Genomic DNA, 13,496 nt, shown 5'->3' with positions numbered 1-13,496 from the left:
GTTCAGCCGGTCGCAGATCCGGAGAGAACGACCCCGGAGCAGGGCGGAGCGTCGCTGATCGACCTCAACAGGCAGCCGCGCATGGCTTCATGTCCTCACTCAGGGTGTCCACGCCCTGGTTCGACGAGACCGGCGGTGAGAGTTCCTGGCTCCCGGGGCGTGCACCCCGGTGACAGTGGCGGGACCGCGCCGGACTCGCACCGGCTTCCTCTCCTGCCGCCGTATTGGCTGAGGCAGTCCACCACGGTCGCGGAAGAACCGTCAACTTGCCGTTGACCTGCGAGGCTGAAGTGTGCTGAGGCCCACAGAGGGGCGCCGGTGGGGGAACGGCGAGCGGGGCCCGGACACGACGCGGGCGGGGCCCGGGAAACGCGAGCGGGCGGTGCGGGGCCGAAGCTCCCGCACCGCCCGTCGGACGGAGACGACCTGCGATCAGGCCATGATCAGGTAGATCCCGTACCCGACCGCCGCCGCGCACGCCGCGAAGCAGGCGTAGGCGCCGGTGACCGCCAGGGCCGCGGACTGGCCCTGGGCGGCGGCCCGCTCGCGGCGGGACAGGCCGGTGATGCCGAGGGTGAACAGGCCCACCAGGGCCACGGTGACCACGAGGCTGACGCCGAAGACGGAACCGAGGGCCGCCCAGTCGATCTTCATGGTGCTCTTCTTCCTTCGTACCGGGTCGCGGTCAGACGGTCGTCTTGGCCGGCGGGGCCGCCGGGACGGTGGCCGAGAGGTCCTCGGCCACGGTGCCGGCCGGGGGCGGGGTCACGGCGGCCATCGCCTGGGTCACCACGCCGGGTGCCTCCTCGCCGGGGGCGTCGTGGTCGTTGACGTTGGTGTGGTCGACGACCTCGCGCCGGGAGATCTTCCAGATCGCGGCGCTGGAGGCGACCAGGAAGACGGCCACGAGGGCGGTGCCCCAGTCACCGAAGCCGCAGACCCACTCGGCGAGCGCCGCGACCAGGGCGGCCGCCGGCAGCGTCAGGCCCCAGGCGACGAACATCCGGGTGGCCGTCGACCAGCGGACGACACCGCCCTTGCGGCCCAGGCCCGCGCCCATCACCGCGCCGGAGACGGAGTGCGTGGTGGACAGCGAGAAGCCGAGGTGGGAGGAGGCCAGGATGACCGTCGCGGCGCTGGTCTGGGCGGCGAAGCCCTGCTGCGGCTGGAGGTCGGTCAGGCCCTTGCCCATGGTGCGGATGATGCGCCAGCCGCCGAGGTAGGTGCCGAGCGCGATGGCGATGCCCGCGGAGAGGATGACCCACAGGGGCGGGTCGGAGTCGGGGGCGAGGGTGCCGCCGGCGACCAGGGCGAGGGTGATGATGCCCATCGTCTTCTGGGCGTCGTTGGTGCCGTGGGCCAGGGAGACCAGGCCGGCGGAGGCGATCTGGCCGGCGCGGTAGCCCTTCGCGGAGGCGTTGGTCTCGGCCTTCCGGCCCAGGCGGTAGGTCAGCCGGGTCGCGAACATCGCGGCGATGCCGGCGACCAGCGGGGCCGCGACCGCGGGGATCAGCACCTTGGTGACCAGCACGTCGCCGTGCACCGCGCCGAGGCCCGCCGAGGCGACGGTGGCGCCGATCAGACCGCCCATGAGGGCGTGCGAGGAACTGGACGGCAGGCCGACCAGCCAGGTGAGGAGGTTCCAGAGGATCGCGCCGACCAGTGCGGCGAAGATGACCTCGGGACGGATGCCGGCCTCGTCGACGAGGCCCTTGGAGATCGTGTTGGCGACCTCCACCGAGAGAAAAGCACCGACAAGGTTCAGGACGGCGGACATGGCCACTGCCGCCTTGGGCCTCATCGCACCGGTCGAAATGGTCGTTGCCATCGCGTTCGCGGTGTCGTGGAAACCGTTCGTGAAATCGAACGCGAGTGCGGTCACCACCACAATCGCGAGGATCAGCGAGAAGCTTTCCATTTACCCAGGCAATCGTTCGAGGTCATTGGCTGGACGAACGTAGGTAACCAGGGTGAACGGAAGATGAACTGGAATAGGCATCGTGGTGACCGTAAGAGGGGGTGGGCGCTCCGCCGGACGGCGGAGCGCCGCCGCCCTGGGCCGTCAGGTGCCCCGGACGGCTTCCTCGGCCGATCGAGTGAGCCGGCGAAGAGATTCTGGTCACCCGCGGGTGCGCGGGCGGCAGCGTCCGGCCGGAGGACCTGTCCGGCAGGGCGAAGCGGCGGGCGCCGCGGAGGAGGCCGGCCTCGCGGGCGCCGTCGCGCCGCCGGGCGAAGCGCGGATCGCGGCAGGTGGCGGGCTCGGCCGCCTCGACGTGGGCGGACCGGGCTCCCGCGGCCCTCGCGGACGGCCGGTCCGCGTTCCTCTGGCGCGACGAGACGTCGTGCCCCCTCGGGCGGCTCGCCGCCGAGGGCGAGCGCGGTCACGGACGCCGTCAGCGGACGGCGGTGGCGCAGACGGGACGGCGGGAGGGTGCCGCAGGCCGGTGTGCGCCCTTGCGGAGGGTCGGTTTCCGGCCTGCGGCGCCCCGGCCCCGCGGCGCACCGGGAGGACGGCTGGCAGGATCGCGGCATGGCTGAGCAGCGGTGGGACGGGCGGGGAACGGGGGGCGCCGGGGGGCGTGCGCGGGACGTGGGGGAGGTGCGGGGGCGCCGTGTGCGCGACGAGGAGGCGCACGCCTGGGCGGAACTCGTCGAGACCGCGCGCCGGACCGTCGCCGACGGACTCGTCGTCGGCACCTCCGGCAACGTCTCGGTGCGGGTCGGCGGGACCGTCCTGGTCACACCGTCGGGAGTGCCGTACGACCGGCTGACGCCGGACGACGTGACCGGTGTCGACCTCGCCGGCCGGCAGGTCCTCGGCTCGCTGGTCCCGACCAGCGAGTTGCCCATGCACCTCGCCGTATACCGCACGACCGGCGCGCGCGCCGTCGTGCACACGCACGCCGTGCACGCGACGGCCGTCTCCACGCTCGTCGACGAGCTGCCGCTGATCCACTACATGGCCGCGGCGCTGGGCGGGCCCGTCCGGGTCGCCCGCTATGCGACGTACGGCACGGACGAGTTGGCCGAGAACATGCTCCGCGCCCTCGACGGCCGCACCGGCTGTCTCCTGCAGAACCACGGCACCGTCGCCCACGGCACGACCCTCGCCCGGGCCTACGACCGCACGGCCCAGCTGGAGTGGATGTGCCGCGTCTGGCTGGCCGCCTCGTCGGTCCCGGGCCTGTCCCCGAACCTGCTGTCGCCGGGACAGGTGGCGGAGGTGGGGGAGCGCCTGCGGGGGTACGGACAGCGGGACCGGGACTAGGGGCCGGGACCGGGGCCGGGACCAAGGGACGGGGCCGCCGGACAGCGGGCAGCGGGCGGCGGGGCGAGCCGGGCGGGCCGCGGCCGGGCGGCCCGTGTCACCCGCACCCGTGCCGCCCACTGGCCGGTCCCGGGTTCCACCGGGACACTGGTCTCGTGCGCACTGCCAGAGCGACGGCCGCCGCCGTCACCGCCGTGGTAGGGGCCGGCGCCGCCGCTGTGGCCGTCGGCCGGTTCGCCAGCGACGCCGCCCTCAGGGTGCCCCCGGGCGGCCCCCTGCCCACCGAACCCCGGCTCACCGTCCACGGCACCGCGGCGGGCCAGATCAGCCTCACCCGGGACCTCGCCGCGCTGCGGCCCGGCCACTACGGCCTCGCCGGTGAGGGCTCCCACGCGGTCGTCGGACCCGTGCTGGCCGGCACCTCCGACTCCGCCGACACCGTCGTGCGCCGGCTGGAACGCGTCACGCGCGGCACCCTGGAGCCCGGCGACCACGTGTGGCTCACCCCGAACCTGCACGTCGGCGACCCCGGCACCGCCCTCGGCCTGGACCACACCGGCCTCGAGATCCCCGGCGACCTCGGCCCGCTCCCCGCGTGGTTCGTCCCGGGCGCCCGGGACACCTGGGTGCTCGTGGTGCACGGCCTCGGCACCACCCGGGAACACACCATGAACGTCATGGAGTTCCTGCACCGGCACCGCTTCCCGGTGCTCGCCCTCGCCTACCGGGGCGACCCGGAGTCCCCGCGCTCCCCGGACGGCCTCAACCACCTCGGCGAGACCGAGTGGCACGACCTCGACGTGGCGCTGCACCACGCGGTGGCCGCCGGCGCCCGGCAGGTGGTCCTGTACGGCTGGTCCACCGGAGCGACCATGGCGCTGCGCGCCGCCGCGCGCTCCATGGTGCGCGAACACGTCGCCGGTCTCATCCTGGACTCCCCGGTGCTCAGCTGGGACGCGACGCTGCGCGCCCTCGCCGCGGCCCGCCGCACCCCCGGCGCGCTGCTGCCGCTCGCGGTCCGCGCCGCGCAGGGACGCACGGGCCTGTACGGCGACCGCGGTCCCGGCGCCGTCCACCTGGCCCGCATCGGCGTCCCCACCAGGATCTTCCACGGCCCTGACGACACGGTGGCCCCCTGGCGCTTCTCCCGCCGCCTCGCCGCCGCCCACCCGAACATCGTCACGCTGCACACGGTCAGGGGCGCCCCCCACGCGGCGATGTGGAACGCCGACCCGCACACCTACGAAGAGGCCCTGCGGCGCTTCCTCACCCCGCTCATGTGACGGCTGCCCGCAACGGACCGGACAGCCGGTCCCGAGGATTCCGTTTAGCGCCGTACCACTGGCCTGTTCTCCTCCCTCCCGCCACCACCGGACCCGGTGCGTTGGCCATCCCGCTCGCCCACCGTGACATTCCGTTTGGGATTTCGGACCGTCAACCGCGAGACTGCACCCGTGACGTCCCGTATCCCGCGCGACTCCAGGCTTCGACTCGTCCGCCCGCGACCCCTGGCCGCCGCCCCCAGAGCGATGAACCAGCGGCGCTCGCGCCGCCCCGCGCCCCGCCCCCCGGAGGGCACCCCGGCACCGGCGGAGCTGGCCAGAATGGCGCGCTCCGGCCTGGCCGGTGCGGCCCGCGTCGCCCGCTGGGCCGACGCGACCCTCGGCCCCGGCCGGGACGGCGCCACCGCCGACGGCAAGGCCACCCTCTCCGACGCGACCGCCGAACGGGCGGCCCGCGACCTCGGCCTGACCCCGGCCCAGGTGCGGGCCGACTGGGACACCGCCCGCCTGGCCGGCCTCGTCGAGGTGCACGGCGACACCGCCCGCCCCGGCTGGCGGCTGCGCGCCTGGGACCGCGACGACAGCGCCGTGCTGCGCGGCTGGGTCGCCCTGTTCGACGCCTGGTCGCTGGCCCATCCGGAACCCGAGGAGTACGAGCCCGCCGCCGTCGCCGAGGTCGTCTCGGCCATGCCCCAGGTGCTCTCCTTCCTCCAGCTGTCCGCCGGCCCGGTCCCTGTGCCGCAGCTCCTCGACCTCCTGCAGCAGCGGGTCACCGAGCTCCGCACGGAGCGCTGCGAGATCGACTACGTCCCGCAGCCACAGGCCGACGGCCCTCAGGACGACGCGCCCCGAACCCCCGGCACCCGGCCCGTGACCGGTCCCGAGCCCCGGCTCCGGCAACCCCGTCCCGCACCCGCCGAGCCGGTCGTCGCCGACGCCCCGCTCGCGCCGCTGCTCGACTGGGCCCTGCAGGCCCTCGCCTCCGTCGGCGCCCTCACCTGCGGCGACGGGCAGGCCACGCTCACCCCGCTCGGCAGCTGGGCGGTGTGGGTCAAGCTGGAGCAGATCTGCGTCGCCGCGCAGAGCCCCGCCGGGAACATCGAGCAGGGCGCCGAGGACATGCTCCGCGGCTGCGGCCGGCTGCGGCCGGCCGCAGCCCGCGCCGAGTACCGGGCCTGGCTCGCCGCCCGCCCGGTCGGCAGTGCCGTCACCGAGCTGATCGGCGCCGCCCGGGGCGAGGACGCCCTGCTGCGCGGCCTCGCCTTCGAGGCCCTGCGCGTGGTCGGCGCCCCCGCAGAACCCGAGGTCCGCGCCGTGCTCGACGAGCCGACGCTGCGGCCCTACGCCCTGCTGTGGCTGGCCGAGCACGACGGTGCCGACCCGGAGGAGGCCCACGAGGTCCTCACCCGCGAGGAGGCGACCTGGCTGTGGGTGGACACCGCGGCCGCCGTCGCCGACCACGGAGAGGCCCCCCTGCTGGTCCGGCACCTGGAGTCCGCGGTGCAGCCGACCGTCCCCGCACTGCTCAACGAGGTGCGTGCCGTCGGCCACCCGCGCACCGTGCAGGTCCTGGTCGCGCTCGCCGCCGCGCACCCCGACCCGGCCCTGGCCAAGGCCGTCCGCCGGGCCGCCTTCCAGGTGCACACCGGGGGCTGACACCACCGGCCGGCTCCGCCGGCCCCGGGGGCCTCGCCCTCAGCCCCCGGTCCCGGCCCCGGGCGCGTACGTGCCGAAGCTCCAGACGTTGCCCTCGAGGTCCCGGGCCGTGTAGTCCCGTGAGCCGTGGTCCTGGTCCGTCGGGGGCATCAGGATCTCCGCGCCCTGCTCCACCGCGCGCCGGTGGTGTGCGTCGACGTCGTCCACGACGATGTACACCCCGGCCGGACCCGCGCCCTTCATCGCCGTGTCGAACACCCCGCCGCGGCCCTTGGAACCCAGCATCACCGCGCCGTTGCCCTGCACCAGCTCGGCGTGCATCACCGCCCCGTCCTCCCCCTCGTACACCGACAGCTCCGTGAACCCGAAGGCCTCCGTGAGCTGCCGGATCGCCGCCTTCGCGTCCGCGTACAGCAGCGTCGGGAAGACGCTCGGACGCCCGTTGCCCGTGCCTGCCATGGCGATCACTTCCTCGTGTGTCGTAGCCGGACATCGCCGGACATTCCATCCGCCGCTCAGTGTGACACCGGCCACTGACAGCGCCCCCGGGCCGCTCGTGCGGGGCCCGGGCGGACGGCACGCGCAGAAAAACTGGTTGCACGGCCCCGTTAGAATGGCTCGCATGGCCATTCTCCTCGCGCATTAGACGGCGGGAACGCCTCCAGCCGCCCCCTCCGCCACCATCCCCCAAGCTCTCGACTCCGCTCGAGCAGGGGGGATCCCCATCCCAGGAGTCTGTCCGTGATCTCCGCCTCCGGCATCGAGCTGCGCGCCGGTGCCCGCGTCCTCATCGAAAGCGCCACCTTCCGCGTCGCCAAGGGCGACCGCATCGGTCTGGTCGGCCGCAACGGCGCGGGCAAGACCACCCTCACCAAGGTCCTCGCCGGCCAGGGCATCCCCGCCGCCGGCAACGTCACCCGCTCCGGCGAGGTCGGCTACCTCCCCCAGGACCCCCGCACCGGTGACCTCGACGTCCTCGCCCGCGACCGCATCCTCTCCGCCCGCGGCCTGGACGTGCTGATCCGCAAGATGCGCGAGAACGAGCAGCGGATCGCGAACGGCCAGGGAGCCACCCGGGAGAAGGCGCTCAAGCAGTACGAGCGCCAGGAGACGGAGTTCCTCACCAAGGGCGGTTACGCCGCCGAGGCCGAGGCCGCCACCATCGCCGCCGCGCTGAACCTGCCCGACCGGGTGCTCGGCCAGCCGCTGCACACGCTCTCCGGCGGCCAGCGCCGCCGTGTCGAGCTGGCCCGGATCCTGTTCTCGGACGCGGACACGCTGCTGCTGGACGAGCCGACCAACCACCTCGACGCCGACTCGATCATCTGGCTGCGCGACTACCTCAAGACCTACCGCGGCGGCTTCATCGTCATCTCCCACGACGTCGACCTGGTCGAGACGGTCGTCAACAAGGTGTTCTACCTGGACGCCAACCGCGCCACCATCGACATCTACAACATGGGCTGGAAGCTCTACCAGCAGCAGCGCGAGGCCGACGAGAAGCGCCGCAAGCGGGAGAGGCAGAACGCCGAGAAGAAGGCCGCCGCGCTCAACGCCCAGGCCGACAAGATGCGCGCCAAGGCCACCAAGACGGTCGCCGCGCAGAACATGGCCCGGCGCGCCGAGCGCCTGCTGGCCGGCCTGGAAGATGTCCGCCAGTCCGACAAGGTCGCCAAGCTGCGCTTCCCCGAGCCCGCGCCCTGCGGCAAGACCCCGCTGATGGCCGAGGGCCTGTCCAAGTCGTACGGCTCCCTGGAGATCTTCACCGACGTCGACCTCGCCATCGACAAGGGCTCCCGGGTCGTCATCCTCGGCCTCAACGGCGCGGGCAAGACCACCCTGCTGAGGCTGCTGGCAGGGGTCGAGCAGCCGGACACCGGCGCCGTCGTCCCCGGCCACGGCCTCAAGCTCGGCTACTACGCCCAGGAGCACGAGACCCTCGACCCCGACCGCACGGTCCTGGAGAACATGCGCTCCGCCGCGCCCGACATGGACCTCGTCGAGGTCCGCAAGGTGCTCGGCTCGTTCCTGTTCTCCGGCGACGACGTGGACAAGCCCGCCGGTGTCCTCTCCGGCGGTGAGAAGACCCGCCTGGCGCTGGCGACCCTCGTGGTCTCCTCGGCGAACGTGCTGCTGCTCGACGAGCCGACCAACAACCTCGACCCGGCCAGCCGCGAGGAGATCCTCGGCGCCCTGCGCACCTACAAGGGCGCGGTGGTGCTGGTGACGCACGACGAGGGCGCCGTCGAGGCGCTCCAGCCGGAGCGGATCATCCTGCTGCCGGACGGCGTCGAGGACCTCTGGGGATCCGACTACGCGGACCTCGTCGCCCTCGCCTGAGCGGTCAGCCCGGGTTGATCGAACGGGTGATCCACTGAGTATGGATCATTCGGCCCATCCGTGATCCATCATTCGTGTGAGATCTCCTCGTACCGAGGTGTGTCCTACAACGACATTGCGGCCGCACCCCCGGTCACCGGGGGTGCGGCCGTTGTGCCTTTCTGACCTGGGACTTCCCGGAGGGACCCGTTCGGCGGTACCGGCGGCGGCGACTGGAATCCCGTATTCCGTATGTGGGGACGCACTCCCGTCGTCACAACCTTGTCTCACGGACCTTGCCGAATGGGTGGCCATGAAGCCCGGGAGGGGTGATCATGAGGAGACCAGAGCGCACTTCCCATGAGGAGGCACGGGTGGCCGAGACTCTGAAGAAGGGCAGCCGGGTGACCGGCGCCGCGCGCGACAAGCTCGCGGCAGACCTGAAGAAGAAGTACGACGCCGGTGCGAGCATCCGGGCGTTGGCCGAGGAGACCGGCCGCTCGTATGGCTTCGTGCACCGCATGCTCAGCGAGTCGGGCGTCACGCTCCGAGGGCGTGGCGGGGCGACACGGGGCAAGAAGGCCGCTTCGGCCTGACCCCGGGCGCCCCGCGATCCGGTGGTGGCCACCCGGTCGGCCGACTGACCGGCCGGGTGGTTACTGTGCAGTCACTTGGCTGTGCCGCAGGACGGGCCCGACCCGTCGTACGGCACGGAAGACGACCGCACCCATCGGAGGCGCCCCATGGCTTCGTCCGCCCAGGACCTCGGTCCGGTACTCGACAAGGACGGCGTACGGCTCACCGTCGACGACGCGATCGCCACGGTGACGCTGACCAACCCGGCCAGGCGCAACGCGCAGAGCCCCGCTCTGTGGCGGGCGCTGACCGAGGCGGGTCGACTGCTGCCCGGGTCCGTCCGCGTCGTGGTGCTGCGCGGTGAGGGCAAGTCCTTCTCCGCCGGGCTCGACCGGCAGATGCTCACGCCCGAGGGAATCGAGGGCGAGCCGTCGTTCGTCGCCATGGCGCGCGGTGGCGAGGCCGAACTCGACGCGACCATCGCCGAGTACCAGGAGGCGTTCACCTGGTGGCGGCGCAGCGACATCGTGTCCATCGCGGCCGTGCAGGGGCACGCGATCGGGGCCGGCTTCCAGCTGGCCCTCGCCTGCGACCTGCGCGTCGTCGCGGACGACGTGCAGTTCGCCATGCGCGAGACCAGCCTCGGGCTCGTACCGGACCTGGCCGGCACCCACCCGCTGGTCGGGCTCGTCGGGTACGCCCGCGCGCTGGAGATCTGCGCGACCGGACGCTTCGTCGCGGCCGAGGAGGCCGTGAGCACCGGCCTGGCCAACCTCGCCGTGCCCGGGGACGAACTGGACGCGGCGGTGCGGGACCTGGCCGGGGCGCTGCTGGCCGCGCCCCGGGACGCGGTGATCGAGACCAAGGCGCTGCTGCGCGGCGCGCAGGACCGTACGTACGAGGAGCAGCGGGTCGCCGAACGCGCCGCCCAGGGCCGCCGCCTGCGGGACCTGGCCGGCCTCGGCGAGTAGCGCACCGAACACCGCCGCCACCCGGAAACCCACGCCGCCCCGGTGCTCCGCGGCCGTTCGCCGGTGTCCGGCGGTCGACTGTGCTCGCGGGTGTCCGGCGGTCCGCGGTGTCTCACAGTGGCCGGTGACGGTCGACGGCGACTGGAAGCCCGGGGCGGCCGGCGGCGCCCGCCGGTGTCCGGCGGCCCCACGGCAGCGCCCGGCGGTGTACCGGGGCGGCGCCGACGGGAGGCGGCGGGTGGTCAGTCGACCGCCGTGACCAGGACCGCCACCGTCGGACGGTCCTGCAGTGCCCCCGACACCGCCGCGCGGACCGCCCGGGCCACGTCCAGGGCCCGGTGGTCCGCCCGGACCGCGAGATCCACGCGCGCGTGGCGGTGGGGCAGCGCGGCCCCGCCCGGCCGCTCCGTCAGCTGCACCGGGCGGCCCGGCGTGCCCGTCAGCCGGGTCACCCCCGGGACGGCGAGCACCGCCGCCGCCACGCGGTCCGCCTCGGAACCACCGGGCGGGACGGCCTCCCGGGGCGCCGGCTCCCGCGGCGGCGCGGCGGGCGGGGCCGGTGACGGCTCCCCGTCCAGCAGTTCCGTCACCCGCAGGTCCACCTCCGTGACGGACAGCCCGATCCGTTCCGCCGCGGCGTCCGCCAACGCCGCGCGCAGGCGGGACGCCGTCGCCGGCAGCGGCTGTGCCGCCGTGGCCGCGAACTCCGCGGTCAACCGCAGCGCGCCCGGCGGCAGCGCGCTCGTCGGGGGCGGGACGACCGGCTCGTGCGTCCGGCCCGGGTCGGCGAGCGCGAGGCGCACCCCGTCCAGCCGGACGTCCGGCACACCGCGCGCCGCCGTGTGCCTCAGGACCGTCTCGACGGCACGCTCCGCGATCCACGCGCCGTCGCGCGGGCCGCCCAGGGGCAGGAACCTGCCCAGCCCCACCTGATGCCGCACCACCTGTGCCCACCGGTCCTCCGTCATTCCTCCAGACTGCCGCATCGGCGGCGCGGTGCCGCGCAACCGCGCATACCGTGGTCGAGGAGGACGACCGAAGGGACGTGCGGTGATGACGGACATGACCGAGGGGGGCCCGGCGAGGACCCCGGAGATCGAGAACTTCCCGGAGACCACCGTGCACAAGGGCCAGGCGACCCGGCGCGGCGGTGGCGACCCGTCCACCCGTGGCCGCACCACGATCGCCGACGGCGTCGTGGAGAAGATCGCGGGGCTGGCCGCGCGGGACGTGCTCGGCGTGCACGCCCTGGGCAGCGGGCTGTCGCGGACCTTCGGGGCCGTGCGCGACCGGGTGCCGGGCGGCTCCAAGTCGGTGACGCGCGGCGTGAAGGTCGAGGTCGGCGAGGTGCAGACCGCGCTCGACCTGGAGATCGTCGTCGACTACGGCGTGTCCATCTCGGACGTCGCCAGGGCCGTACGGGAGAACGTCATCGCGGCGGTCGAGCGGATGACCGGCCTGGAGGTGGTCGAGGTCAACATCGCGGTGAGCGACGTCAAGCTGCCCGAGGAGGAAGAGGAGCCGGAGACGCGGCTCCAGTGAGGCGCCGACGCGCGGGCCGTCCACCCGGACGGCGGATCGCCGAGAAGCTGAGGAGCGCACCATGAGCATGGCCGTGGTCGGCATGATCGCCGGCATGGCGCTGGGCTTCGCCGGATACTTCGGCGGATTCTGGGCTTTCCTGCTGGTGGCGGCCCTGGGAGCCGTCGGGTTCGTCGTCGGGCGGCTCCTCGAGGGGGACCTGGAGCTCGGCGACTTCTTCCGTCCCCGCGACGAGCGACGGCGATGACGGAGGCGACGGCGGTGGACGCGGGGACCGGCGGGAGGCCGGCCGTGGTCCCGCCGGGGGAGCGCGGCGCGACCAGGATCGCCGACCGGGTGGTGGCGAAGATCGCCTCCCAGGCGGCCCGCGAGGCGGTCGGACCGCTCCCGCCGGGCGCGGCCCCGCCGCACGCCGCGGTCGTCGTCCACCACGACAGCGCCAGGATCCGTGTGTACACCGAGCTCGACTACCCCGGTGACATCGGCGGCCGGTGCCGGCAGGTGCGCCGGCAGGTGGCCGAGCGGGTGGGCGCCCTGGCGGGCCTGCAGGTGCCGGAGGTCGTCGTCCAGGTGGAACGGCTGCACCTGGCCGCCGAGTTCCGCACGGCACGAGGGAGGACCCGATGAGCGGAACCCACGGCACCGAGGAACCCCCGGGCACGGTCCTGCAGCGGACCCCGCGGCCCGTGCGGGACGCCCGGGCCGCGGGCGGCGAAGCGGACCGGAACCGGCGCTTCTGGTCGGCCCGCCGCGTCCCCGCGGGTCTGCTCGCGCTCCTGGCGCTGCTGGTCGCGGGCGCGTTCCTGTACGACATCGCCGCGGTGCGCGCCGGCCGGTCCGCGATGAGCTGGCGCCGGGAACTGGCCCGGAACCTGGCCGAACGGCCCCTGGACGACATCTGGGTGCTGGTCGGCGCCGGCGTCGCCGCCGCGCTCGGCCTCTGGCTGCTCCTCCTCGCCCTGACGCCCGGCCTGCGCTCCCTGCTCCCGATGCGCCGCACCCATCCCGACGTGCGTGCCGGACTGCACCGGGCCGCCGCCGCGACGGTGCTGCGGGACCGGGCCATGGAGGTGGCCGGCGTGCAGTCGGCCCGGGTGCGGATGAGGCGCACCCGGGCCCATGTCCGCGCGGGGTCCCACTTCCGTGGACTGGACGAGGTACGGGCCGACCTGGACACGGTGCTCGACGACGCGGCCCGGGGACTGGGCCTGGCCCGGCCGCCCACGCTGTCGGTGCGCGTGCGGCGGCCCGGCCGGAAGGGGTGAGGCCGGTGCTCAGAGGCGTCAACCGGGTGCTGCTCGCGATCGCGGGCCTGGTGCTGGTCGCCCTCGGCGGCTCCGTGCTGGCGATCGGGCTGGGAGTGCCGGCACCCTCCTGGTGGCTGCACGACGGGCGGCACGACGTGCTGCTGGGCGAGGCCGAGCGGACCCGGTGGCGGGACGAGGGCTGGTGGTGGCCGGTCGTCCTCGCGGTCCTCGCCGTCCTGGTCCTGCTCTGCCTGTGGTGGCTGGTCGCGGTGGTGCGCCGACGGCGCCCGGCCGAGGTGCTGGTCGACACCGGCGACGGCGAGGGCGCGGTGCTGCGCGGCCGGGCGCTGGAGCAGGCCCTCGCCGAGGAGGCGGGCCGTCTCGACGGCGTCCGACGGGCCCACGTCCTGCTCACCGGGCGACGCACCGCCCCGAGGGCCCGGGTCCACGTCCTCCTGGAGCCCCACGTGGACCCCGGAGCCGCGCTGCACGCCCTCACCACCGGTGTCCTGGCCCACGCCCGCGACTCGACGGGCCTTGCGGCCCTGCCGGCGGAAGTACGTCTGCACGGCGTCAAGCACCGGGCGGAACGGGTCAGCTGAGCACCCGTCAGCCGACCGTGCGCGCCGCGGCG

15 protein-coding genes and 1 riboswitch are annotated in these 13,496 nt (G+C 74.4%); of the genes, 11 read left to right on the top strand and 4 right to left on the bottom strand.

Annotated features, from left to right (window positions below; translation table 11 throughout):
• Window positions 1-117: 117 nt before the first annotated feature.
• Window positions 118-258, bottom strand: a riboswitch (cobalamin riboswitch).
• Between the two features lie 174 nt (window positions 259-432).
• Both FHS37_RS00285 and FHS37_RS00280 read right to left on the bottom strand, forming a co-directional pair.
• Window positions 433-654, bottom strand: coding sequence for a hypothetical protein (locus tag FHS37_RS00285; RefSeq protein ID WP_184763609.1), 222 nt, complete (start codon window positions 652-654; stop codon window positions 433-435).
• A 31-nt stretch (window positions 655-685) separates the two neighbouring features.
• Window positions 686-1,918: an inorganic phosphate transporter gene (locus FHS37_RS00280; protein ID WP_184816923.1), complete on the bottom strand. Its 1,233-nt coding sequence runs from the start codon at window positions 1,916-1,918 to the stop codon at window positions 686-688.
• 612 nt (window positions 1,919-2,530) lie between these two features.
• Between FHS37_RS00280 and FHS37_RS00275 the strand changes: the two genes are divergently transcribed.
• The 3 genes from FHS37_RS00275 (at window position 2,531) to FHS37_RS00265 (ending at window position 6,207) form a co-directional block, all read left to right on the top strand.
• Complete coding sequence (locus tag FHS37_RS00275; protein WP_184816922.1) at window positions 2,531-3,268, top strand: class II aldolase/adducin family protein; 738 nt, start codon at window positions 2,531-2,533, stop codon at window positions 3,266-3,268.
• A gap of 155 nt (window positions 3,269-3,423) precedes the next feature.
• A complete protein-coding gene (locus FHS37_RS00270; protein WP_184816921.1) occupies window positions 3,424-4,551 on the top strand; it encodes an alpha/beta hydrolase in 1,128 nt (375 codons plus the stop codon).
• 171 nt (window positions 4,552-4,722) lie between these two features.
• Window positions 4,723-6,207 carry a hypothetical protein gene (locus tag FHS37_RS00265; protein ID WP_184816920.1) on the top strand — a complete coding sequence of 495 codons (1,485 nt, stop codon included), beginning with the start codon at window positions 4,723-4,725 and terminating at the stop codon, window positions 6,205-6,207.
• Window positions 6,208-6,246: 39 nt separating this feature from the next.
• On the opposite strand, the gene FHS37_RS00260 is transcribed toward FHS37_RS00265, so the two are convergent.
• On the bottom strand, window positions 6,247-6,666 hold the full coding sequence (locus FHS37_RS00260) for a VOC family protein (protein ID WP_184816919.1): 420 nt from the start codon (window positions 6,664-6,666) through the stop codon (window positions 6,247-6,249).
• 282 nt (window positions 6,667-6,948) lie between these two features.
• Between FHS37_RS00260 and FHS37_RS00255 the strand changes: the two genes are divergently transcribed.
• The 3 genes from FHS37_RS00255 (at window position 6,949) to FHS37_RS00245 (ending at window position 10,073) form a co-directional block, all read left to right on the top strand.
• Window positions 6,949-8,547, top strand: coding sequence for an ABC-F family ATP-binding cassette domain-containing protein (locus FHS37_RS00255; protein ID WP_184816918.1), 1,599 nt, complete (start codon window positions 6,949-6,951; stop codon window positions 8,545-8,547).
• A 353-nt stretch (window positions 8,548-8,900) separates the two neighbouring features.
• Window positions 8,901-9,122 carry a helix-turn-helix domain-containing protein gene (locus FHS37_RS00250; protein WP_018567695.1) on the top strand — a complete coding sequence of 74 codons (222 nt, stop codon included), beginning with the start codon at window positions 8,901-8,903 and terminating at the stop codon, window positions 9,120-9,122.
• Window positions 9,123-9,269: 147 nt separating this feature from the next.
• A complete protein-coding gene (locus tag FHS37_RS00245; RefSeq protein ID WP_184816917.1) occupies window positions 9,270-10,073 on the top strand; it encodes an enoyl-CoA hydratase/isomerase family protein in 804 nt (267 codons plus the stop codon).
• A gap of 242 nt (window positions 10,074-10,315) precedes the next feature.
• Here FHS37_RS00245 and FHS37_RS00240 read toward each other — a convergent pair whose 3' ends face one another.
• Window positions 10,316-11,041 carry a nucleopolyhedrovirus P10 family protein gene (locus tag FHS37_RS00240; RefSeq protein ID WP_184816916.1) on the bottom strand — a complete coding sequence of 242 codons (726 nt, stop codon included), beginning with the start codon at window positions 11,039-11,041 and terminating at the stop codon, window positions 10,316-10,318.
• Between the two features lie 85 nt (window positions 11,042-11,126).
• Between FHS37_RS00240 and FHS37_RS00235 the strand changes: the two genes are divergently transcribed.
• From FHS37_RS00235 to amaP, 5 genes are all read left to right on the top strand, one after another.
• Window positions 11,127-11,615 carry an Asp23/Gls24 family envelope stress response protein gene (locus FHS37_RS00235; RefSeq protein ID WP_184816915.1) on the top strand — a complete coding sequence of 163 codons (489 nt, stop codon included), beginning with the start codon at window positions 11,127-11,129 and terminating at the stop codon, window positions 11,613-11,615.
• Between the two features lie 61 nt (window positions 11,616-11,676).
• Window positions 11,677-11,862, top strand: a complete 186-nt coding sequence (locus FHS37_RS00230) for a hypothetical protein (protein ID WP_184816914.1) — start codon at window positions 11,677-11,679, stop codon at window positions 11,860-11,862.
• Complete coding sequence (locus FHS37_RS00225; RefSeq protein ID WP_184816913.1) at window positions 11,859-12,242, top strand: Asp23/Gls24 family envelope stress response protein; 384 nt, start codon at window positions 11,859-11,861, stop codon at window positions 12,240-12,242. Before FHS37_RS00230 ends, FHS37_RS00225 begins: the two co-directional genes overlap by 4 nt.
• Window positions 12,239-12,880, top strand: a complete 642-nt coding sequence (locus tag FHS37_RS00220; RefSeq protein ID WP_184816912.1) for a DUF6286 domain-containing protein — start codon at window positions 12,239-12,241, stop codon at window positions 12,878-12,880. The genes FHS37_RS00225 and FHS37_RS00220 overlap by 4 nt, the downstream gene beginning before the upstream one ends.
• Window positions 12,877-13,464, top strand: coding sequence for an alkaline shock response membrane anchor protein AmaP (gene amaP / locus FHS37_RS00215; protein ID WP_184816911.1), 588 nt, complete (start codon window positions 12,877-12,879; stop codon window positions 13,462-13,464). Before FHS37_RS00220 ends, amaP begins: the two co-directional genes overlap by 4 nt.
• The last annotated feature ends 32 nt before the right edge of the window (window positions 13,465-13,496 follow it).

Source organism: Streptomyces griseomycini, assembly GCF_014203535.1.
GTDB lineage: Bacteria > Actinomycetota > Actinomycetes > Streptomycetales > Streptomycetaceae > Streptomyces > Streptomyces griseomycini.
The sequence above is the reverse complement of the archived record's forward strand: the minus strand, read 5'-3'. Positions and strand labels throughout refer to the sequence as shown.